The sequence below is a fragment of the Actinomadura hibisca NBRC 15177 genome (assembly GCF_001552635.1).
In the GTDB taxonomy this organism is placed as follows: Bacteria; Actinomycetota; Actinomycetes; order Streptosporangiales; family Streptosporangiaceae; genus Spirillospora; species Spirillospora hibisca.
In genome coordinates this window covers 37,748-59,792 of record NZ_BCRO01000001.1, presented here as the reverse complement: position 1 = coordinate 59,792, position 22,045 = coordinate 37,748, and the positions used below count along the sequence as shown (strand labels likewise).

At 74.1% G+C, this 22,045-nt stretch carries 18 protein-coding genes and 1 tRNA gene; 10 read left to right on the top strand and 9 right to left on the bottom strand.

The genetic code is table 11. From position 1 onward, the window contains the following. Positions 1–71 precede the first annotated feature (71 nt). On the top strand, positions 72–1,133 hold the full coding sequence (locus AH6_RS00260) for a Gfo/Idh/MocA family oxidoreductase (RefSeq protein ID WP_067471433.1): 1,062 nt from the start codon (positions 72–74) through the stop codon (positions 1,131–1,133). A 27-nt stretch (positions 1,134–1,160) separates the two neighbouring features. Here the strand turns inward: AH6_RS00260 and AH6_RS00255 are convergent, their stop codons facing one another. From AH6_RS00255 to AH6_RS00225, 7 genes are all read right to left on the bottom strand, one after another. Next, positions 1,161–2,183 carry a coiled-coil domain-containing protein gene (locus tag AH6_RS00255; RefSeq protein ID WP_157431187.1) on the bottom strand — a complete coding sequence of 341 codons (1,023 nt, stop codon included), beginning with the start codon at positions 2,181–2,183 and terminating at the stop codon, positions 1,161–1,163. A gap of 207 nt (positions 2,184–2,390) precedes the next feature. Continuing rightward, a complete protein-coding gene (locus tag AH6_RS00250; RefSeq protein ID WP_067471430.1) occupies positions 2,391–2,834 on the bottom strand; it encodes an HNH endonuclease in 444 nt (147 codons plus the stop codon). 27 nt (positions 2,835–2,861) lie between these two features. Continuing rightward, positions 2,862–2,932 (bottom strand) — tRNA-Asp (locus AH6_RS00245). Between the two features lie 163 nt (positions 2,933–3,095). Next, a complete protein-coding gene (locus AH6_RS00240; RefSeq protein ID WP_067471427.1) occupies positions 3,096–4,133 on the bottom strand; it encodes a GNAT family N-acetyltransferase in 1,038 nt (345 codons plus the stop codon). 75 nt (positions 4,134–4,208) lie between these two features. After that, positions 4,209–5,189 (bottom strand): methylmalonyl Co-A mutase-associated GTPase MeaB, encoded by a 981-nt coding sequence (gene meaB / locus AH6_RS00235; protein WP_067471425.1) that lies wholly within the window; start codon positions 5,187–5,189, stop codon positions 4,209–4,211. Next, entirely contained in the window at positions 5,182–7,413 is a 2,232-nt protein-coding gene (gene scpA, locus AH6_RS00230; RefSeq protein ID WP_067471422.1) for a methylmalonyl-CoA mutase, read from the bottom strand. The genes meaB and scpA overlap by 8 nt, the downstream gene beginning before the upstream one ends. Next, positions 7,410–9,254, bottom strand: coding sequence for a methylmalonyl-CoA mutase subunit beta (locus AH6_RS00225; protein ID WP_067471419.1), 1,845 nt, complete (start codon positions 9,252–9,254; stop codon positions 7,410–7,412). Before AH6_RS00225 ends, scpA begins: the two co-directional genes overlap by 4 nt. 142 nt (positions 9,255–9,396) lie before the next feature. On the opposite strand from AH6_RS00225, the gene AH6_RS00220 reads away from it, so the two are divergent. After that, positions 9,397–10,575, top strand: a complete 1,179-nt coding sequence (locus AH6_RS00220) for an acyl-CoA dehydrogenase family protein (protein WP_067471416.1) — start codon at positions 9,397–9,399, stop codon at positions 10,573–10,575. Positions 10,576–10,665: 90 nt separating this feature from the next. Next, complete coding sequence (locus AH6_RS00215; RefSeq protein WP_083982074.1) at positions 10,666–10,899, top strand: HGxxPAAW family protein; 234 nt, start codon at positions 10,666–10,668, stop codon at positions 10,897–10,899. 72 nt (positions 10,900–10,971) lie between these two features. Here the strand turns inward: AH6_RS00215 and AH6_RS46420 are convergent, their stop codons facing one another. Continuing rightward, positions 10,972–11,103, bottom strand: a complete 132-nt coding sequence (locus tag AH6_RS46420) for a hypothetical protein (RefSeq protein WP_281180171.1) — start codon at positions 11,101–11,103, stop codon at positions 10,972–10,974. Between the two features lie 182 nt (positions 11,104–11,285). Here AH6_RS46420 and AH6_RS00210 point away from each other — a divergent pair, with 182 nt between their 5' ends. The 7 genes from AH6_RS00210 to AH6_RS00180 all read left to right on the top strand — a co-directional run bounded on the left by AH6_RS00210 (position 11,286) and on the right by AH6_RS00180 (position 21,425). Then, positions 11,286–12,383, top strand: coding sequence for a carboxylate-amine ligase (locus AH6_RS00210; protein ID WP_067471410.1), 1,098 nt, complete (start codon positions 11,286–11,288; stop codon positions 12,381–12,383). A 199-nt stretch (positions 12,384–12,582) separates the two neighbouring features. Then, positions 12,583–13,563 (top strand): anti-sigma factor RsbA family regulatory protein, encoded by a 981-nt coding sequence (locus AH6_RS00205; protein WP_067471407.1) that lies wholly within the window; start codon positions 12,583–12,585, stop codon positions 13,561–13,563. A gap of 195 nt (positions 13,564–13,758) precedes the next feature. Further along, positions 13,759–14,628, top strand: coding sequence for an SDR family oxidoreductase (locus tag AH6_RS00200; protein ID WP_067471945.1), 870 nt, complete (start codon positions 13,759–13,761; stop codon positions 14,626–14,628). 311 nt (positions 14,629–14,939) lie between these two features. Further along, a complete protein-coding gene (gene aspT, locus AH6_RS00195) occupies positions 14,940–16,637 on the top strand; it encodes an aspartate-alanine antiporter (RefSeq protein WP_067471404.1) in 1,698 nt (565 codons plus the stop codon). 58 nt (positions 16,638–16,695) lie between these two features. Then, the gene (locus AH6_RS00190) at positions 16,696–18,318 is read left to right on the top strand and encodes a bifunctional aspartate transaminase/aspartate 4-decarboxylase (RefSeq protein ID WP_067471401.1); all 1,623 of its coding nucleotides are present in this window, start codon (positions 16,696–16,698) and stop codon (positions 18,316–18,318) included. Positions 18,319–18,328: 10 nt separating this feature from the next. After that, positions 18,329–20,017, top strand: a complete 1,689-nt coding sequence (gene aspT, locus AH6_RS00185) for an aspartate-alanine antiporter (RefSeq protein WP_218005663.1) — start codon at positions 18,329–18,331, stop codon at positions 20,015–20,017. A 202-nt stretch (positions 20,018–20,219) separates the two neighbouring features. Then, positions 20,220–21,425, top strand: coding sequence for a PP2C family protein-serine/threonine phosphatase (locus AH6_RS00180; protein ID WP_218005662.1), 1,206 nt, complete (start codon positions 20,220–20,222; stop codon positions 21,423–21,425). 108 nt (positions 21,426–21,533) lie between these two features. Here AH6_RS00180 and AH6_RS00175 read toward each other — a convergent pair whose 3' ends face one another. Next, positions 21,534–21,989, bottom strand: coding sequence for a MarR family winged helix-turn-helix transcriptional regulator (locus AH6_RS00175; RefSeq protein ID WP_067471396.1), 456 nt, complete (start codon positions 21,987–21,989; stop codon positions 21,534–21,536). Between the last annotated feature and the right edge of the window lie 56 nt (positions 21,990–22,045).

The following is a 22,045-nucleotide window of genomic DNA, read 5'->3' as shown; positions in this document are numbered from 1 at the left end:
CCTGCGGTGATCAACGCGCAGCGGCGGGCCTGCCGCCGACCGCACCGGCCCCCATCAGGGATGATCGGACCATGACTCTGCGTGTGGCACTCATCGGATACGGCACCGGGGGCTCGGTGTTCCACGCCCCGCTGATCTCCTCGGTGCCGGACCTGCGCCTGGCCGCGGTGGTGACGGGCAACCCCGAGCGGCAGGAGGCCGTGCGGGCCCGCTACCCCGACGCCAGGGTGCTCGCCGGCACCGACCGGCTGTGGGAGGCGACCGGCGCCTACGACCTGGTCGTGGTGACCGCGCCCAACCGCCAGCACGTCCCGCTGGCCCGCACCGCGCTGACGACGGGCCTGCCGGTGGTCCTGGACAAGCCGGTGGCGGCGTCGGCGGCCGACGCCCGCTCGCTGGCCGCGCTCAGCGCGGTCCGGGGGCTGCCGGTGTTCCCCTTCCACAACCGCCGCTGGGACGGCGACTTCCGGACGGTGGCGAGCCTCGCCGGCGCGGGCCGCCTGGGTCAGGTCCGGCGGTTCGAGTCGCGTTTCGAGCGGTGGCGGCCCGAGATCAAGCCGGGCTGGAAGGAGAGCGCCGACCCGCGCGACGCCGGGGGCATCCTGTACGACCTGGGCTCCCACCTGATCGACCAGGCCGTCACGCTGTTCGGCCGCCCCGAGACCGTCTACGCCGAGATCGACGCACGCCGCGCCGGGGCCGCCGCCCCTGATGACGTGTTCGTCGCGCTGGCCCATCCGGGCGGCGTCCGCTCGCACCTGTGGATGAGCGCGACCGCCGCCGCGCTGGGCCCGCGCTTCCGCGTGCTGGGCAGCGAGGCGGCCTACACCGTGCACGGCATGGACGGCCAGGAGGACGCCCTGCGCGAGGGCCGCACCCCGCGCGACCCGGACTGGGGACAGATGCCGCCGGAGACCTACGGCCTGCTGGGCGTGCCCGGCGACGAGCGCCCCGAGCCGACGCTGCCGGGCGCCTACCAGGACTTCTACGCCGGTGTGGCCCGCTCCCTGCGCGGCGAGGCCCCGGCCCCGGTGACGCTGACGGACGCGATCGCGGGCCTGGAGGTCATCGAGGCGGCCCAGCGCTCGGCCCGCGACGGCCGGGTGGCGGAGGTGCGGGCCCCGGGACGGTGAACCCGCCTCGGGCCTGGCGCCCGGCGGCTACAGGACCGAGACGTGCACGTGGTCGTAGTGGTTCTGGGTGACGCTGCCGCGGTCCGACATCGGCTTCCAGCCGCCGCTGCCGCGCATGTCGTAGATGCGCTGCCGCCAGATCACGTACTTGATGCCGAGGCCGGAGGCGTTGCTGATGATGTACTGCGCCACCGCGTCGCCGTGGGCGCGGGCCGAGGCGCTCGGCATCTTGCCGCCGCTGCTCTCCATGAAGTCGCAGGCGCGGCCCGAGCCGTGGTCCTGGGGGTCGCCGGGGCGGGCGCAGCCGATGGCGGGGAACGGGCCGAACTTGCCGTCCACCGCCAGCAGCACGGTGCGCATCCGCGCGGTCATCGAGTTGCCGATGATGGGCGACTTGGTGCCGCTGACGCCGTCGGGACGGCCCGCGCCGCCGCCCGCCGAGCCGCCGGAGCCGGGGGGCGCCTCGGGCTTGTACTTGACCAGCAGCCTCTTGACCCGGTCGCGCTGGCTCTCCAGGTCCTCGATCTCCTTCTTGACGTCGGCGAGCTTGTTCTCGGCGGTCTTCTGCGACGCCTCGGCCTTGGTCGCCAGCGTCCGCAGGTCCGCGATGCGCGCGCTGTTGTTGCGGGCCAGGTGCTCGACCATCGACGCGGCCCGGACCGCGTTGCCCGGGTCGTCGGCGGTGACGATCGGGATGGTGTCCAGGCTGCCGGTCATGTAGCTGCTGGCGGCCATCCGGCCCACGTCGGCGCGGGCCCGGTCGTACTCGGCGCCGAGCCGGCCGGCGTCGGCGTCGGCGCGCACCGCGGCCCTCTTCGCCTCCTCCAGGGAGATCAGCTCGCCGCGGTACTCCTTGGCCAGGGCGTCGGCGCGCTTCTTGAGCTTGGCGTACTCCTTGGCGTTGTCCTTCTTCGGCTCCAGCGGCAGCGCGGCCGCGCCGGAGGCGTGCGGGAACAGGGCCGTGCCCGCCAGCACGAGCGCGACCGCCGCGCCGCGGCCGCGGGCCGAACGCAGCCGGGTGAAGCGTCGTTTCCGGACGTGGGCCGCCACTGAACTCTCCTTAAACACCATCCCGAAGATTGGCGGCACGCTACCACAATCGGCCAATTCATCACTCTTGGTTGACAAAACACACAGAGTCACATGTGCACTACTCATCGGGGAGGGCGGCGGCGAAACGAAGGCCGGACCGCGCGTGCGCGATCCGGCCCGTCACCCCGTCCGGTCCTTTTCCCGTTCAGTCTGTCCCCTCTGTGGTCACCGCAGGCCGACCAGTTCCTCCCAGCGCGGCACGCGCAACTCGACGCGCAGCCGCAGCCCGGTCTCCGCCAGCGTCCGGTCGCCTTTCCGGTTGTTGCACCTGCCGCACGCCAGGACGGTGTTCTCCCAGGTGTCGCCGCCGCCGCGCGACTGCGGGTGCACGTGGTCGATGGTGTTGCCGCGCCCGCCGCAGTAGCCGCACAGGCCCCGGTCGCGCAGGTAGACGCCGCGCTTGCTCCACGGCGGCCGCCTGCCGTGCCGCCAGCGCATCGCCACGTACCGGACCAGCCGCAGCACCCGCGGCACCGGGTAGCGGCCGATGGTGCGCCCCTCCTCGGCCTCCTCGACCACCGCCACCTCGCGCACCAGCATGCGGATGGCGTGCCGCAGGTCCACTTTCTGTAAGGGCTCGTACGACGCGTTCAGAACGAGCACGTGCATCGGGTCACCTCCTGCCCGTCACGCCCGCTCCCCCGCCAGGATTCGAACCTGGATTTCCGCATTGACGCCGCGGCGTTCCACCCTTGAACCACGAAGGAATGGCCGGGGAATTCCCCGGCGTCCGGTATTTCCGGAAGGCATCCTCAGAGTGCCGATCGCGCGGGGCGCTCGGCAAGACATTTTCGGACGCGGAACGGGCGGGGAGGTGAGCGGACGGGGAACGCCGGCGGGCGGGTCGGTCCGGCGGGTCGACTCGGCGGGTCAGCTCGGCAGGTCGGCGGCCGCCGCCTGGTACTCGCGCGACTCGCGCTGCCGCCGGAAGCCCAGCTCCTCGTTGACCGCGAGCATGTGCGCGTTGTCCCCGGCGTTGTCGGTCTCGATCTCGCGGACCTCGGGGCGCTCGGCGCGCAGCCACTCCAGCATCGCGGCCTTCACCCAGATGCCGAGCCGCCGCCCCCGGTGCGCGGGCACCACGGCGGTGTCGTACTGGGCGGCGCGCTCGCCGCCCTCGGCGGGCACCACGATCTCGGTGAACCCGGCGATGCCGCCGTCGCGGACGGCGGCGATCGTGTAGAGGTCGTCGCCGCGCTTGGCGACCATCTCGGCCATCTCGCGCACCCGGTGGGCGTCCCAGGGCGCGCCCTCGTACTCGGCGAGGTCGGCCATGGCGTCCTTGGCGCGGGCCAGCGCGTCGGCGTGCCCGTCGGGCACCACGCCGCGCCAGCGGACCAGGTCGTAACCGGCGGGCCCGGCCGCCAGCAGCTCCGCCACGCGCGCGGGCGGCACGTCGGCGAGGTCCAGCAGCAGCCCGCGCAGCGTCAGCACGCACTGGAAGCCCTGCGACTCCAGGAACGGCACCGCCGGGGTCCCGGCCAGCACCTGGGCGATCACGCTGGGGCGGCCGTCGGCGCGCAGCCCGGCGGCGGCCACCCGCAGCAGGCCGCGGCCCAGGCCGCGCCGCCGCAGCTCCGGGCGCACCCGGATGTCGATCTCGGCGGGACGGTCGGCGCCGGGGCCGCCGGGCAGCCGCAGCGCCGCCACCGCCGCGTACCCGCCCGCGCCGCCCGCGCCGCCGTCCGCGCCGTCCGTGCCGCCGTCCACGACGCCGCCGGGGACGGCCCACAACCGCTGGCGGCCGCCCTGCTCGGGGCCCAGCAGCCAGGCGGTGGTCTGTTCCAGGTCGGGCGCGGGATCACCGGCCGGGCCGGTCACCGGGTCGGCGGCGTGCACCGCCGTCAGCACGGCGTGCCACCGCCGGATCTGAGCGTCGGTCGGGTCGTCCAGCGCGATGACGTCCATCAGGACTTTGTACCGGATGCGAGCGCGCCGCGGCCGGGACCCGGGCTTATCGACCGTCCCCAATCACGATCCCGGTCAGCGCGTGAAGGCGGCCAGAAGACGTTCGGCGGCCAGCGCCGGGGTCAGCGTCCCCGCCGCGACCTGCGCCTCCAGCTCCGGGGCCAGCTTCCGGACGGCCGGATGGGAACCCAGCTCGGCCAGCAGCCGGTCGCGCACCATCCGGCGGGTCCAGCCGACCTGCTGGCGCCGCCGCCGCTCGTCCAGCTCGCCCGATTCGCGCAGTCGGTCCTGATGGTCCACCAGCTGCCGCCACACCGTGTCGAGGCCGACGTTGTCGCGGGCGCTGCACGTCAGCACGGGCGTGTCCCGGACGCGCTCGTCGCTGCGCAGCAGCCGCAGCGCCCCGGCCAGCTCGCGGGCGGCCTTCTTGGCCTCCATCTCGTGCGGGCCGTCGGCCTTGTTGACCGCGATGACGTCGGCCAGCTCCAGCACGCCCTTCTTGATGCCCTGGAGCTGGTCGCCGGTGCGGGCCAGGGTGAGGAACAGGAACGAGTCCACCATCTCGGCCACGGTCGTCTCGGACTGCCCGACGCCCACCGTCTCCACCAGCACCACGTCGTACCCGGCGGCCTCCATGACGACCATCGCCTCGCGGGTGGCCTTGGCGACGCCGCCGAGGGTGCCCGCCGTCGGCGAGGGCCGGATGAAGGCGTTCGGGTCGACCGCCAGGCGCTGCATCCGGGTCTTGTCGCCCAGGATGCTGCCGCCGGTGCGGGTGGAGGACGGGTCCACCGCCAGCACCGCGACCTTGTGCCCGTCGCCGGTGAGGTTGGTGCCGAGCGCGTCGATGAAGGTGGACTTGCCGACGCCCGGCACGCCGGTGATGCCGACCCGCCGCGCGCCGCCGGTGTGCGGGGTCAGCTCCACCAGCAGGCGCTGCGCCAGCTCGGCGTGGTCGGGCCGGGACGACTCCACGAGCGTGATCGCGCGCGCGACCCACGCCCGGGAGCCCTCCCGCACCCCCGCGACGTAGTCCTCCAGCGCCGGCCTACTCATCCCCGGGCTCGTGCCCCGGCTCGTGCCCCAGGTTCTTCGCCAGGTCCTCCAGCAGCCCGAGGGCGGCCTCGGCCAGCACCGTGCCCGGCGGGAAGATCGCGGCGGCCCCGGCCTCGCGCAGCTCGGGGAAGTCCTGCGGCGGGATGACGCCGCCCACCACGATCATGATGTCCGCGCGGCCCAGCTCGGCCAGCTCCGCGCGCAGCGCGGGCACCAGCGTCAGGTGCCCGGCGGCCAGCGAGTTGACGCCGACCACGTGCACGTCGGCCTCGACCGCCTGGAGCGCGACCTCGCGCGGGGTCTGGAACAGCGGGCCCACGTCCACGTCGAAGCCGAGGTCGGCGAAGCCGGTGGCGATCACCTTCTGGCCCCGGTCGTGCCCGTCCTGGCCCATCTTGGCGACCAGGATGCGGGGGCGGCGGCCCTCGGCGTCCTCGAACGCGGCGGTCGCCGCGCGCGCCCGCTCGATCACGCTCACCTCGCCGGCCTCCTCGCGGTACACGCCCGAGATGGTACGGATCTGCGCGGCGTGCCGCCCGTAGGTGCGCTCCAGCGCGTCGGAGATCTCCCCGACGGTGGCCTTGGCGCGGGCGGCGTCGATGGCGAGCGCCAGCAGGTTCTGGTCCAGGCCGGACCCGCGGGTGCCGTTCTCGGCGGCCTCGGCCGCCTTGCTGAGGGCGTTGAGGGCGGCCTGCACGTCGGACTCCTCGCGCTCCTCGCGCAGCCGCCGCAACTTCTCGATCTGCTGCGCCCGCACCGAGGCGTTGTCCACCTTGAGGACCTCGATGTCCTCGTCGGCGTCGGGCCGGTACTTGTTGACGCCGATGACCGGCTGGCGGCCGGAGTCGATGCGGGCCTGGGTGCGGGCCGCCGCCTCCTCGATGCGCAGCTTGGGCAGGCCCTCGTCGATGGCCTTGGCCATGCCGCCCGCGCCCTCGACCTCGCTGATGTGCCCCCAGGCGCGGCGGGCCAGGTCGTAGGTGAGGCGCTCGACGTAGTCGCTGCCGCCCCACGGGTCGATGGTGCGGGTGGTGCCCGACTCCTGCTGGAGCAGCAGCTGGGTGTTGCGGGCGATGCGGGCCGAGAAGTCGGTCGGCAGCGCGAGGGCCTCGTCCAGCGCGTTGGTGTGCAGCGACTGGGTGTGGCCCTGGGTGGCGGCCATCGCCTCGATGCAGGTGCGCGCGACGTTGTTGAACACGTCCTGCGCGGTCAGCGACCAGCCGGAGGTCTGCGAGTGCGTGCGCAGGCTCAACGACTTGGGGCTCTGGGGGTCGAACTGCTTCACGAGCTTCGCCCACAGCAGGCGCGCCGCCCGCATCTTGGCGACCTCCATGAAGAAGTTCATGCCGATCGCCCAGAAGAACGACAGCCGGGGCGCGAACGCGTCGATGTCGAGGCCCGCCTCGCGGCCCGCCCGGATGTACTCCACGCCGTCGGCCAGCGTGTAGGCCAGCTCCAGGTCGGCGGTGGCCCCGGCCTCCTGGATGTGGTAGCCGGAGATCGAGATGGAGTTGTACTTGGGCATCCGCTGCGAGGTGAACGCGAAGATGTCGGAGATGATCCGCATCGACGGGCCCGGCGGGTAGATGTAGGTGTTGCGGACCATGAACTCCTTGAGGATGTCGTTCTGGATGGTGCCCGCGAGCTGCTCGGGCGCCACCCCCTGCTCCTCGGCGGCGGCGATGTACAGCGCCAGGACGGGCAGCACCGCCCCGTTCATGGTCATCGACACGCTCATCCGGTCCAGCGGGATGCCGTCGAACAGCTGGCGCATGTCGTAGATGGAGTCGATGGCGACGCCCGCCATGCCGACGTCCCCGGCCACGCGCGGGTGGTCGGAGTCGTAGCCGCGGTGGGTGGCCAGGTCGAAGGCGACCGACAGGCCCTTCTGCCCGGCGGCCAGGTTGCGCCGGTAGAAGGCGTTGGACTCCTCGGCGGTGGAGAACCCGGCGTACTGCCGGATCGTCCACGGCTGGGTGGCGTACATGGCCGGGTAGGGGCCGCGCAGGTAGGGCGCGACGCCCGGCAGGGTGTCGAGGAAGTCCAGGCCATCGAGGTCGGCGCCGGTGTAGAGCGGCTTGACGGCGACGCCCTCGGGGGTGGCCCAGGTCTGCTCCTCGGGGGCCTGGCCGGTGGCCTCGGCGACGGCGGCGCGCCACCGTTCGGCGGCCCGCCCGGCGGGGGCGGCCGGGCCGAGGCCGATCTCGGAGAAGTCGGGGATCATCGGTTCACTCCCAGATCGCTGAGGGTGGTCTCCAGCACCGCGACCGCGTCGCAGCCCGCGTGCACGTGCGCGTCCACCCCGTCGTGGTCACCCTTACCCGCCAGCCACACCTTCACTGCCCCGGCGTCCCTGAGGACGGCGGCGGCGGAGGCGGCCTGCTCGGCGTACAACTTGTCGCTGGAGCACAGGCACGCGACGGCGGCCCCGGAGGCGGCGAAGTCCTCCGGCGGCCCGCTGACGGTCTCGATCCCGCCCGCCTGGAACAGGTTGGCGGCGAAGGACGCGCGGGCGGTGTGCACGGCGACGGGACCGAGCGTGGCCAGGTACACCCTGGGGCGCGCGCCGGTGGCCTCGGCGTGCGCGTCGGAGCGGTCCCGCAGCGCCTCGAAGTCCTGCGCGTAGCGGACGACGGGCAGCCCGCCGCCCGGCCGCTCCGGCGCGGGCGCGCGCTCGGGCAGCTTCTCGGTCAGGTTGGGGAACTCGCTGACGCCGGTGAGCGGGGCCTTGCGGCGCGCGATGTCCTTGCGGCGGCGCTCCCAGGTGGCGGCCACGCGCCCGGCGATCAGCCCGGACTCCAGCGCGGCGGCCGCTCCCCCGGCCTTCTCGATCTCGGTGAACCAGGTCCAGGCGACGCCCGCCAGGTCCTCGGTGACGCGCTCGACGTACCAGGAGCCGCCCGCCGGGTCCACCACGCGCGCCAGGCTCGACTCCTCCAGCAGCAGCGTGTGGGTGTTGCGGGCGATGCGGCGGGCGAAGTCGTCGGGCAGGCCGAGGCGGGCGTCGAACGGCTGGACGGTGACGGCGTCCGCGCCGCCGACCCCGGCGGCGAAGCAGGCGACGGTGGTGCGCAACATGTTCACCCACGGGTCGCGGCGCGTCATCATCGCCGAGGAGGTGACGGCGTGCACCCGCGCGACGGTGTCCGCGGTGTCCTCAGTGGCCCCGCTCACCTCCGCCACCCGCGTCCACAGGCGGCGCAGCGCGCGCAGCTTGGCGATGGACAGGAACTGGTCGGCGTTGACGGCCACGCGGAACTCGATCTGCGCGAACGCCTCGTCCACGCTCAGCCCGGCGTCGGTCAGGGCCCGCAGGTAGGCGACGCCGGTGGCGACGGCCGCGCCCAGCTCGTCGGCGTCGCTGCCGCCCGCGTCGTGGTAGACGGTGCCGTCCACGGTGAGGGCGCGCAGCTTGGGGAACTCGCGGGCGACCCGGACGGCCAGCTCGGCGGCGGGCCCGACCGGGACGGCGGCGCCGGTGCGGGCGGCCAGGCCCAGCGGGTCGGCCCCGAGGTTCCCGGCGGCCTCGGCGGCCTTGCCCTGCTCGGTGACCAGCGCGAGGAACGCGTCGGCGGCCTCGGCCGTCCGCTCCCCGGCGTCCAGCACGACCGGCGCGAGGTCGAGGTAGACGCCGCGCAGCGCGTCGCCGAGGGACGCGACGGGCAGGCCGCCCTCGCCCAGCGCCAGCCACACCGAGGTCGCGCCGTTCTCCAGGTCGGCGAGGACCGCCTCCCGGGTGACGGCCGGGTCGGGATGCGCGTGCCGCTGCCGGACGTCCCAGCCCGCCAGGCCCTCCCCCTCGGGCCGCACCTCGCGGACGCGGGGCGCGAGCCCCGGGCGGCCCGGCACGGGGGCGGCCGCGGCGTCGGCGGCGGTGTAGAGCGCGGCGATCGGCACGCCGTCGTAGGACGCGCGGGTCAGCAGGCCCTCGACCTCGCCGAGGGGGGTCTGCTCGGTCGCCGCGCCGGACTTGCGCAGCACCCCCTGCACCATCTCCCGCCACCGGTCCCGCTCGGCCGGGGGGAAGGCGGCGGCCAGTTCGAGTTCTTCGGGTGGCACCGTCATGGCAGGGATGGTAAGCGGCCGCGTACCCGCCGCCCGCGACCGGGGTCCCCGGGCGGCCCGATTATGACGCACGCCACACCGCCGTGACCGGAATCGCCCGCCCCGCCAGGTTACCGCCCTGACCTCCGGGAACAGGGACGCCATGAACCTTGATCCGCTTCCCGGCGACCTCTACCAGATGCAGGACCTGCTGTCCCCGGCCGAGCAGGAGATCCTGTGGCGCGTCCGGGACTTCCTGTCCACCGAGGTCGCGCCGATCGCCGACGACTGCTGGGCGCGGGCGGAGTTCCCCTTCCACCTGATCGAGAAGTTCGGCGAGCTGAACGTCGCCGGACTGGGCTACGAGGAGTGCCCCGGCGAGGTGCCCAGCAGCATGCTGACCGGGTTCCTGGCGCTGGACATGGCGCGGATCGACCCGTCGATCTCCACCTTCTTCGGCGTGCACACCGGCCTCGCGATGGGCAGCATCGGCGCGTGCGGCTCCGCCGAGCAGCGCGAGCGGTGGCTGCCCGCGATGGGGCGGATGGAGAAGATCGGCGCGTTCGCGCTGACCGAGCCGCACGGCGGGTCGGACGTGGCGCTGGGGCTGCGCACCACCGCGCGCCGCGACGGCGACGAGTGGGTGCTGAACGGCGCCAAGCGCTGGATCGGCAACGGCACCTTCGCCGACCTGGTGGTGGTGTGGGCCCGCGACGAGGCCGACGACAAGGTCAAGGGCTTCGTGGTGGAGAAGGGCACGCCCGGCTTCGCCGCCACCCGCATCGAGAACAAGATCGCGCTGCGCACCGTGCAGAACGCCGACATCGTGCTCAGCGACTGCCGGGTGCCCGAGGCGAACCGGCTGGCCGAGGCGGGCGGGTTCCGCGACACCGCCGGGATCCTGCGCCGCACCCGCAGCGGCGTGGCCTGGCAGGCGGTCGGGGTGATGCTGGCCGCCTACGAGATCGCCCGCGACTACGCGGTGGACCGCGAGCAGTTCGGCCGCCCCATCGCCAAGTTCCAGCTCGTGCAGGACCTGCTGGTGAAGATGCTCGGCAACGCGACCGCCTCGCTCGGCATGGTGGCGCGGCTGGCCCAGCTCCAGGACGCCGGGCAGTACCGCGACGAGCACTCGGCGCTGGCCAAGGCGTACTGCACCACCCGGATGCGGGAGACCGTCGGCTGGGGCCGCGAGCTGATGGCGGGCAACGGCATCGTGCTCGACTACGGCATCGGGCGCTTCGTGGCCGACGCCGAGGCGCTGTACTCCTACGAGGGCACCCGCGAGATCAACACGCTGATCGTCGGGCGCGCGGCGACCGGGCACGGCGCGTTCGTCTGAGCCTTCGCACGCCCCGGAGTGCCTGGTGGGGCGGGTGTTCGCTAGGGTTCTGCGTCGTCCGCCCCACCGAGGTGAATGAGGAAGACCCGCATGTCGAGTGGCAGCCACGCCGGCCGGCCCCAGTCCTGGATCGCCGTCGCCGTGATCTTCGTCGGTTTCGCGGTGAGCGGGGTCGCGCTGTGCCTGGGCCCGAGCTGGGCGATGTTCTGGGCCGGGGCGGGGGTCATGGCCGCGGGCGCGGTGCTGGCCCTCCTCGTGGACGTCATGGGCGACGTCGTGCTCGCCGAGAAGCGCCAGGTCGCGCTGGCCGACGAGCGCGCCTGACGCCCCGTCGGCGTCCCGACGACGCGCGCTGAGCCCGACCCCGCCCGCGCGGCGGGCGGGGTCACGGGCCCCTCAGCGGCCGCGGTCGGAGCCGTTGGGCGGGCCCTCGCGGCGGTCGCCCAGGTAGAACAGGCCCGCCAGGACCAGCGCCACCAGGAAGACCACGATCATCGCGAGCCCGGCGGGGAACGTCACGTCCGGCATCCGGATCACCTTCTCTCACCGTGTCGTGCCACGGTTCGGTCAGTCCCCGCATGCCCGCTGCGCGGCGGGGCAAAAGTCCCTGGGGGCGGTGCGGTGGTGTGAAACCGCTCACCGACGTACCGTCGAGGTGCGCGGCCGCTCCGGCGCCTTCCGTCCAGGCGACCCCGACCAGAGGTGGTGGGATGCCCCTCAGATTCGGCATCGAGGAGGAGTACTTCGTCGTCGATCCGGTCTCCCGCCAGGTCGTGCCGCGCGCGGGCCCGGTGGTGCGGCGTGCCGCGGCCGCGCTCGGCGACCGGGCCTCGACCGAGCTGGTCGGCACCCTCGCCGAGGCCAAGACCTCGCCCTGCGACGACCTGGCCAAGCTCACCGAGCAGATCCGCGCGATGCGCGCGGCGATGGCGGCGGCGGGCGCGGCCGAGGGCGTGCGGCTGGCCGCGACCGGCACGCCGGTGCTGGGCGGGACCCGGCCCGCGCCGATCACCCCCGGCGCCCGCTACGCCGAGAGCCTGGCGACCTACCGGGGGCTGGACGACGAGCAGTGCATCTGCTCCTGCCACGTGCACGTGGAGATGCCCGACCGCGACCGCGCCGTCCAGGTCAGCAACCACCTGCGGCCGTGGTTGCCGACGCTGCTGGCGCTGGCGGCCAACTCCCCCTACTGGGCGGGCCGCGACACCGGCCACGCCTGCTGGCGGGCGCTGGTGTGGGCGCGCTGGCCGGTGGCCGGCCCCCCGCCGTTCTTCCGGTCGGCCGAGCACTACGAGGAACTGGTGGGCACGCTGCTGGAGTGCGGCGCGCTGATGGACCCGGCCACGGTGTTCTGGGACGTGCGGCCCTCGGCGCGGCTGCCCACGGTGGAGGTCCGGCTCGCCGACGTGGCCCTCACCGCCGAGGACGCCGCGCTGTTCGCCGCGCTGGTCCGGGCGCTGGTGCAGACCGCGGCGGCCGCGATCGACGCGGGCCGGGAGGCGGCCGACCCCGCGCCCGAGATGTTGCGCGCGGCGTACTGGCTGGCGGCCCGCGACGGGCTGGGCGGCGACGGCGTGGACGTCCGCACCGGCCGGCCCGCGCGGTTCCGCGACCTGGCCGCCGACCTGCTGGCGCACGCCCGGCCCGCGCTGGCCGACAACGGCGACCTCGACGCGGCGACCGCCGGGCTGCGGCGCCTGCTGGCGGGCGGCACCGGCGCCGACCGGCAGCGCGCCGCCTACCGCCGCCGGGGCCTGCTCACCGACGTGGTGGACGCCGCCGATCTGCGGCCGTCCGGAAGGGCGTAGGCTGCCTGCGAGGACGGCGACGTCCGGCACGGCCGCGCCCCCGGCACCGGACTGGACCTGGGAACCGGCCCCGGAGACCTCGTTTTCGCGGTCCTTGGCGGGGTAGCGGTCCCGGTGACTGCGGCTGAACGACTTCGGGGGGCTTAAAAGGATGATCCTGCACGAGCCTCCGCTTCCTCCGGCGCGTACGCTCGATGCGATGTCGCCGCAGACCTCCCGCCGTCGAGGCGGCGCCCTGACGCGGACCTGGCCGGCCCCCGAGGCGGGCGCCCCGTTCGCGCATCCGGCGCTCTTCTACGACGGCGACCGGGAGTACCTGGACGGCACGGTCGCGTTCCTGCGCGACGGGCTGGCGGCGGGCGAGCCCGCCGCGGTGGCGGTCCCCGGCCCCCGGCTCGCGCCGCTGCGCGAGGCGCTGGGCGCCGACGCCGCCCGGATCACCTGGCTGGACATGACCCGGGCGGGCCGCAACCCCGGCCGCATCATCCCCGGCGTGCTGCGCGAGTTCGCCGACCGGCACGGCGACGGCGGGCGGGCGCGCATCATCGGCGAGCCGGTCTGGCCGGGCCGCACCGACCTGGAGTACCCGGCCTGCGCCCGGTACGAAGCGCTGATCAACCTGGCGTTCGCCGGGCGGCCGGTGACGATCCTGTGCCCCTACGACGTGGCCGGCCTGGCCCCGGACGTGCTGGCCGACGCCCGCGCCACCCACCCCACGTTGATCGACCGGCACGGGACGCGCGCGAGCGACGCCTACGCCCCCGAACACGTCATCAGCCGCTACAACCGAAGGCTGCCGGTCCCGGTGGACGCCGACCTGATGGCCTTCGACCTGGACGCGCTGCCCGAGGTGCGGCGCTTCACCTGCGAGCGGGCCGCCGCGTTCGGCCTGGACCCGGTGCGCGTGGGCGACCTGGAGCTGGTGGTCAACGAGCTGGCCGCCAACTCGGTCGTGCACGGCCTCGGCGCCGGCGTCGTGCGGGTCTGGGCCGAGGGCGGGCAGGTGGTCTGCGAGGTGCGCGACGGCGGGATGATCACCGACCCGCTGGCCGGGCTCGTGCCGGTGCGCCTGGGCACCGACGGCGGCCGCGGCCTGATCATGGTCAACCACCTGGCCGACCTGGTGCGGGTGCACACCGGGCCGGACGGCACCACCGTGCGCGTCCACCTGGACCTGTGACCTGGACCTGCGGCCCGGACTGGTGACCTCGGCCGGTGACCCGGACCGGTGACCTCGGCCCGCGAGCCGGACCCGCGCCCCGCCGGGGCGGGAGCCCGGCCGCCGGGCTATTGGACGGATGGTCTACCCTGCTGCTCGTCACCTACCAGTGGGTAACCCCGTTCTATCCGGAGGCGGTCTTCGTTGGGCAACACCATGGACTTCGCGGGACAGGTCGTCGTCGTGACCGGCGCCGCACGCGGGCTGGGCGCGCTGCTGGCGCGCGGGGCGGCGTCCGGGGGCGCGCGGGTGGCGCTGCTCGGCCTGGAGCCGGGCGAGCTGGCCGCCGCCGCGGCCGCGTGCGGCCCGGCCGCGCGCTGGTGGGAGGTGGACGTCACCGACGGCGACGCCCTCGCCCGCGCCGCCGCCGAGATCGTCGAGCACTACGGCCGGGTGGACGTGGTGGTCGCCAACGCCGGGATCGCCACCGGCGGCCCGGTCGAGTACTCCGACCCGCGCACCTTCAACAAGGTCATCGAGGTCAACCTGCTCGGCAGCGTCAACACCGCCCGCGCCTTCCTGCCCGCCCTGAAGCGGAGCCGGGGCCACTTCTTCCAGGTGGCGTCGCTGGCGGCGCTGTGCTCGGCGCCGATGATGGCGGCCTACACCGCCAGCAAGGCCGGGGTGGAGGCGTTCGCGCACAGCCTGCGCGCCGAGACCGCCCACCACGGCGTGACCGTGGGCGTCGGCTACCTGAGCTGGACCGACACCGACATGGTGCGCGGGGCCGACGCCAACGACGCGCTGCGCGTCATGCGCGCCGGGCTGCCGTTCCCGGCCAACCGCACCTACCCGCTGCGCCCGACCACCGCGCGGTTGCTGGCCGGGATGGCCGCGCGCCGCCCGCACGTGTACGGGCAGGCGTGGTTGCCCGCCCTCCAGATCGCGCGCGCCGCGCTCCCGGCCGTCATCACCCGGCACGCCCGCCGCGTGATGGCGGCGCACGAGGCGAACTGGCTGGCCGACGGCGCCAGCAACGACCTGGTCGGCGCGGGCGGCGCGGCGGCGGCGCGCGCCGCGCGCTGACCCGGCGGGCGCGCGGCCGTGCCTGCCAACACGTGCCTCCCAGCACGTGTCTCCCAGCGTGTGCCCACCACCGCATGCCCGCCGCGGGCCCACCGCGTGACCACCGTGCGCCACCCCGGGTCCGCCGCCGCGTGACCACCAGCGGCGGCGCAAGACACCGTCGTGCCGCGATCATGGCTTGGCAAAGCCCGGTTCACCGCCGCCCGCGCGCGGATAGGTAGCCCCTGCGACGCCCGCCGGGCGGGCGTCGCAGGGCGCACCCCGGCCGCCCTCCCTCCGGACCCGCCGTCTCAGGGATCGGGAGGCCGCCCGTGTGGTCGTGGCTGGTGGACGTGCTGCGCGCGCACCCCGAGCTGGCGATCTTCCTCACGCTCGCGCTCGGCTTCCTGGTCGGCCGCCTGCGCTACCGGTCGTTCACGCTCGGCTCGGTCACCGGCACGCTGCTGGCGGGCGTGCTGGTCGGCCAGCTCGACATCGCCATCCCCGACCTGGTCAAGACCGTCGCCTTCATCGCCTTCCTGTTCGCGCTGGGCTACCAGGTCGGGCCGCAGTTCTTCGCCGGGCTGCGCAAGGGCGGGGTGCCGCAGCTCCTGCTCGCGCTGATCTCGTGCGTCATCGGCCTCGGCGTGGCCTACGCGATGGCCAAGGCGCTCGGCTACGGGCCCGGCTGGGGCGCGGGCCTGCTGGCGGGCGGCCTGACCCAGTCGTCGGTCATCGGCACCGCCGGGGCCGCGATCAACCAGCTGAACCTGCCCGCCGACGTCAAGCAGGAGTACGTCAACCAGATCCCGGTCGGGTACGCGGTCTGCTACCTGGTCGGCACCGCCGCCGCGGCCTACTTCCTGTCGCGGATCGCGCCGCGCATGGTCGGGACCAGGGACCTGGCCGCCGCGAGCCACGCCCTGGAGGGCCGCCTCGGCATCGGCGACGACGATCCCGACCTGGCCCCCGCCTACACCCGCGTGGTGCGCCGGGTCTACCGGATCGAGCCGGGCTCGGAGCTGGACGGCACCACCGTCGGCGACGCCGAGCGGGCCTCCGCGGACCTCGGCCACCGCGTCTTCTTCTACCGCTACCAGCGCGACGGCAAGACCGACGTCACCACGCTCGGCACCGTGCTGCGCGCCGGGGACGAGGTGACGGTCACCGCCTCGCACGCCGACTTCACCGCCGGGCACATGGACCGCGTCGGGACCGAGCTCGACGCGCCCGACGTGCTGTCCTACGAGGTCGAGACGCTGCCGGTGGTCGTCACCGACAAGCGCTTCGTCGGCAAGCGGATCGGGGAACTGCGCACCGACCCGCGCTCGCGCCTGCTGTTCGTCCGCAGGCTGGTGCGCGCGGGCGTGGAGGTGCCCTTCAGCGCGCAGACCGTCCTGCACTCGGGGGACGAGCTGCTCGTCCAGGGCCCGCGCGACCTGCTGGAGTCGCGGGCCAAAGAGCTGGGCTACCCGGTGCACGCGGCCAACGACACCGACATGTCCTACGTGGGCCTCGGCATCGTGCTGGGCGGTCTGATCGGCATCCCCGCGCTGACGATCGCCGGGGAGAAGATCGGGCTCAGCACCAGTGGCGGCGCGCTCATCATGGGCCTGCTGTTCGGCTGGCTGCGCGGCCGGCACCCGACCTTCGGCCGCTTCCCGGCCCCGGCGCAGTGGCTGATGAACACCGGCGGGTTGTGCCTGTTCGTCGGCATCGTCGGGATCTCCTCGGGGCCCGACTTCATCCACGGGGTGGCGCAGCAGGGCGTCGGGCTGGTGCTCGGCGGCCTGGTCGTCACGCTCACCCCGATGATCGTCTGCCTGTACCTGGGCAAGTGGCTGTTCAGGTTCGACACCCCGGTGCTGCTCGGGGTGATCGCCGGGGCCAACACCACCACCGCCTCCATCGGCGCCATCACCGAGACCGCCCGCAGCCAGGTCCCGGTGCTGGGCTACACCGTGCCGTACGCGCTCGGCAACACGCTGCTGACCATCTGGGGAACGATCATCGTCGCCCTCCTGGCCTGACCCGCACCGCCCACATCGCCCGAACCACACGCCCGACCCGCATCCCGGAGGAACCACCATGACCACGCGCGACGAGGAGAGGCGCTGGGAGGCGCTGAGCCCGTTCGAGCTCAAGGACGAGCTGATCACCCTGGCCGACGACAACACCAGGCTCGCGGCCGTCACCATGCTGAACGCCGGGCGCGGCAACCCCAACTGGACCGCCACCGTGCCGCGCGACGCGTTCTGGCTGCTCGGCCGGTTCGCGACCGGCGAGACGCGGCGCGACTGGGACGAGTGGGAGGGCCTCGGCGGCATGCCGCAGAGCGAGGGCATCGCCGGCCGCCTCACCGCCTTCCTCGCCGAGCACCGCGGCGAGTCCGGCGCGGACCTGCTGAGCGCCTCGGTCGAGTACGGCGTCTCTCGGCTCGGCTTCGACGCCGACTCCTGGGTCGGCGAGCTGGCCGACGCGATCATCGGCGACCACTACCCGATGCCGCCGCGCTCGCTCGCGCACGTCGAGCGGGTCGTGGCCCGCTACCTGGTGCAGGAGATGCACGCCGACCGCGAGCCCGACGCGCCCTTCGACCTGTTCCCCACCGAGGGCGGCACCGCCGCGATGTGCTACCTGTTCGACTCGCTCCAGGTCAACGGGCTGCTCGGGAAGGGCGACACGATCGCCATCATGACGCCGGTCTTCACGCCCTACCTGGAGATCCCCAAGCTGGAGCGCTACGCCTTCGACGTGCTGGAGCTGAAGGCCGACTGCACCGACCAGCAGGGCGTGCACACCTGGCAGTACGCCGACGACGAGATCGACAAGCTGCGCGACCCCAAGGTCAAGGCGCTGTTCCTGGTCAACCCGTCCAACCCCCCGTCGGTCATGCTGGCGCCCGGCACGCTCGACCGGATCGCCGAGATCGTCGGGCGGGACAACCCGGATCTCGCCATCATCACCGACGACGTCTACGGCACCTTCGTCAGCGGCTTCCGCTCGCTGATGGCGGCCGCGCCGCGCAACACCCTCGGCGTCTACTCCTTCAGCAAGTACTTCGGCTGCACCGGCTGGCGCCTGGGAGTCATCTCGCTCAGCCAAGACAACGTCTTCGACGAGCGGATCGCGCGGCTGCCCGACGCCGACAAGCAGCGCCTGCGCGAGCGCTACGGCTCGATCACGCTGGAGCCGGACAAGCTCCGCTTCATCGACCGGCTGGTCGCCGACTCCCGCGACGTCGCGCTCAACCACACCGCCGGGCTGTCCACGCCGCAGCAGGCGCAGATGGCGCTGTTCGCGCTGTTCGCCCTGCTGGACGAGGAGGGCGAGTACAAGCGGATCTGCCAGAGCGTCATCGCGCGGCGGCTGCACTCGCTGGTCAAGGGCATGGGCGTGCCGGTGCCGCACGACGAGCACGCCGCGCACTACTACGTCGAGCTCGACATCCTCAGCTACGTCGAGCGGACCTTCGACAAGGGCTTCGCCGACTGGCTCCAGGCCAACTTCGAGCCGGCCGACCCGGTGTTCCGGCTCGCCGAGAAGGGCTCGGTGGTGCTGCTGAACGGCGGCGGCTTCGACGGGCCCGGCTGGAGCGTGCGGGTCAGCCTGGCCAACCTGCCGAGCGACGCCTACGAGAAGATCGGCACCTGGCTGCGCCAGGTCGTCGAGGAGTACAAGACCGAGTACGACGCCTCTCAGGCCGGCTGAGGGGGACGCCGTGGACTGGCTGAAGCACCTGCTCAAGGACCTGCCGGAGCTGGCGCTGTTCCTGTGCCTGGCGCTGGGCTTCGCGCTCGGCAAGGTGCGGTTCTGGAAGATCTCGCTGGGCGGGGTCGCCGGCACCCTGATCGTGGCGATCTTCGTGGGGATGCTCGGCGTCACGCTGAACGACCAGGTGAAGAACATCGCGTTCGCGCTGTTCATCTTCACCCTCGGCTTCATGGCGGGCCCGTCGTTCTTCGCGCACCTGAACAAGAGCAGCCTGCGCTACGGCGTCTTCACCGCGATCGAGGTGGTGACCATCCTGGCGGTCACCACCGTCACCATCCTGCTGCTGGACCTGGACGTGGGCACCGCCGCCGGGCTGCTGGCGGGCGGCGCCACCGAGTCGGCGGTGCTGGGCACCGCCACCGAGGCGATCGGCAAGCTGAACCTGCCAGCGGACCAGATCACCACGCTCCAGGCCAACGTCGGCACCGCCTACTCCATCTCCTACATCTGCGGCCTGATCACGATCGTGCTGTTCACCAGCCAGGTCGCCCCGGCCATCATGCGCGTCGACCTGCGCGCCGAGGCCGTCAAGTTGTGGCAGCGGCTCGGCGGCGGGGGCGACGACGACGCGCCCAGCTCGCTGCCGAACCTGGTCGGCCGCGTGCACCGGGTCTCCGCCGCCGCGGCCGGGGCCACCGTCGGCGACCTGGAGCGGATGCTGGGCGACGGCGTCACCGTCGAGCGGCTCCGGCACGCGGGCAAGGTCGCCGCCGCCACGCCCGGCACCGCCCTGGCCGCCGGGGACCTGGTCGCGCTGTACGGCCCGCGCGAGGCGCTGGCCGGGGCCGACGCCCGGATCGGCCCGGAGGTGGGCGACACCAGCGGGCTGGACCGCGACCTCGACGTCGCCGACGTGCAGCTCGCCAAGGGCCCCTTCGCCGGCCGGACGCTCGGGCAGGTGCGCCGGGAGGTGTCCCCGTCCGACCGGCGCGGCGTCTTCCTCACCCGGGTGTCCCGCTCCGAGCAGGACCTGCCGCTCCAGCCCGACACCACGCTGCACGCCGGCGACGTGGTGCGGCTGACCGGCGACGCCAAGGCGGTGGACGCCGCCGCCCGCAAGGTCGGGTTCCGGCTCGACACCGGCGTCAAGGCCGACATCGTCTACATCTCGCTCGGCGTGATCCTCGGCATGCTCATCGGCAAGCTCGTGCTGCCGCTGGGCGACGTGCCGCTGTCGCTGGGCACCGGCGGCGGCTGCCTGCTCACCGGCCTGCTGTTCGGCTGGCTGCGCTCCCGCCACCCCAAGCACGGGCAGTACGACCCGGCCGCCGCCAGCGTCATCAAGGACCTCGGGCTGGCCGCGTTCATCTGCGCGGTGGGCCTGTCGTCGGGGCCGCAGGCGGTCGAGCTGATCGGGCGCTACGGCTTCGCGCTGCCGGTCGCCGGCATCCTGATGACGCTGGTCCCGGCGTCGATCTCGCTGCTGGTGGCGTGGAAGGTGATGAAGCTGCCCGCGCCGCTGGCGCTCGGCTCGATCGCCGGGCAGCAGTGCTCCACCCCGGCCATCACCGCGATCCAGCAGGCCGCGGGCAACAGCACGCCGATGATGGCCTACACCATCGTCTACGCCCTGTCCAACGTCGTGCTGCCGCTGCTGGGGCCGGTGGCGGTCGCCCTGGCGCGCGCCCTCACCTGACCGGCGGCGCCCCGCCCGCCCCACCCGTTCCCGGCCCGCCGGTATCGATTGCGAGCCATTCTCCGGCGCTGGCGTTTTCGCTCTCCGCTGGCCAGTATTGTTCGATCATTGTGTCGGTCCCCTGCCGGTGCGGACCGCGGTGCGTGCGGGAACGGGAACGGATTTGACCTGGGCGAATGTGGCCGGGAGAGGCGGAGCTCCGGTGACGGCGGCGGCGGTCGGGGAACCGGCCGGTGAGGATCGGCCCGAGACGCTGCTGCTGGTGGAGGACGACGCCGGCGACGCGCTGCTGATCGAGGAGTTCCTGGCCGACAGCGGGCTGCACGCCCGGCTGACCTGGGCGCGGTCGCTGGGCCAGGCCCGCGAGCTGCTGACCGACGGCGAGTCGCCCGGCTGCGTGCTGCTGGACCTGCACCTGCCCGACGCGCAGGGCCTGGACGCGCTGCGCGAGATGCTGGCGGCCGCGCCCAGCGCCGCGGTGATCGTGCTGACCGGCCTGTCGGAGGAGCGCGCGGGCCTCGCCGCGGTGTCGGTCGGCGCGCAGGACTACCTCGTCAAGGGCCAGCTCGAACCGCGCTGGCTGGGCCGCGCCATCCGCTACGCCGTGCAGCGCAAGCAGGTCGCGCTGTCGGCGGCGGCGCTCCAGGTCGGGCGGCTGCGCGCCGAGGAGAACGCGCGGCTGGAGCGCGGCCTGCTGCCGCGCCCGCTGGTGTCGGACGACCGGCTGAACGTGGTGACCCGGTACCGGCCGGGCCGGGTGCACTCGCTGCTGGGCGGCGACTTCTTCGACGTGGTGGAGACCGCCGACGGCGCGGTGCACGCGGTGATCGGCGACGTGGCCGGGCACGGCGCGGCCGAGGCCGCCATGGGCGTGTGCCTGCGGGTGGCGTGGCGGTCGTTCGTGCTGGCCGGGCTGAGCGGCGCGCGGCTGGTGGGGATGCTGGAGGAGCTGCTGCTGGCCGAGCGCGACGACAGCGAGGCGTTCGTCACCCTCACCAGCGTCACCGTCGCGCCCGACCGCGAGCGGGCGATGATCGTGCGGGCCGGGCACCCGGGCCTGCTGAGCTACGACGCGGCGGGCCGGGTGCGGCTGGTCGAGCCGCCCGGCGGCATCGCGCTCGGCATGATGCCGGGCCTCGGCGGCTGGCCCGAGGAACCGGTGCCGCTGCCCCCGGGCGGCGGCCTGGTGTTGTTCACCGACGGGCTGTTCGAGGGCCAGACCGGCCCCGACGGGGAGCGCCTGGACCTGGCGGGCCTGGTGGAGCTGGCGCGGGAGGCCGGCGGGGCGGGCCTGGACGCCGAACGGTTCGTCGACGCCCTCATCTCCGGCGCGGAGGCGGCCTCGGCCGACCACGGCGGGCTGGACGACGACGTCGCGGTGCTGCACCTGGGATGGCGCGCGCCCTGACCGGCGGCGTCCTGACCGGCCCTGTCCTGACCGGCCCTGCCCTCAGTGGCCGCGCCCTGACCGGTCCTGTCCTGCCCTGGCGCACTCTGACCGGCCTCGTCCGGGTGCTCATTCCAGCCGGGACTCGGCGGCGCGGGCGAACTCCAGCAGCCCGTGCAGCAGCCGCTCGCGCCCGTCGGGCGTCATCCGGGCGAGCACCTCGTGCAGGTCGCGGCGGCGGCGCGCCGACAGCTCGTGCAGCGACCGCTCCCCCAGCAGCGTGAGCCGCAGCGTGATCTGGCGCCGGTCGGCGTCGCTGCCGCGCCGGGCCAGCAGCCCGGCGGCCTCCAGCCGGTCGCACAACCGGCTGGCCGAGGAGGGGATCACGCCCAGCTCCCCGGCCAGGTCGCGCAGGTTCAGCTCGGCGCGGCGCTCGACCGCCTCCATCGCGCGCAGCTGGGAGGGCGGGATGTGCTCGGTCGCGTCCTGCGCGCGGCGCCAGACCGCGATGAGGACGCGCGCCGCCCCTTCGAGGGCGGCGAGGGTGTCGTGGACCTTGCGGGGCTCCCTGCTGGCTTCGGTCACGTCGTTCGTTCCCTACATGGCTGTGGCGGGTGCTTGGCGGGTGCGCCGGGCGCGCG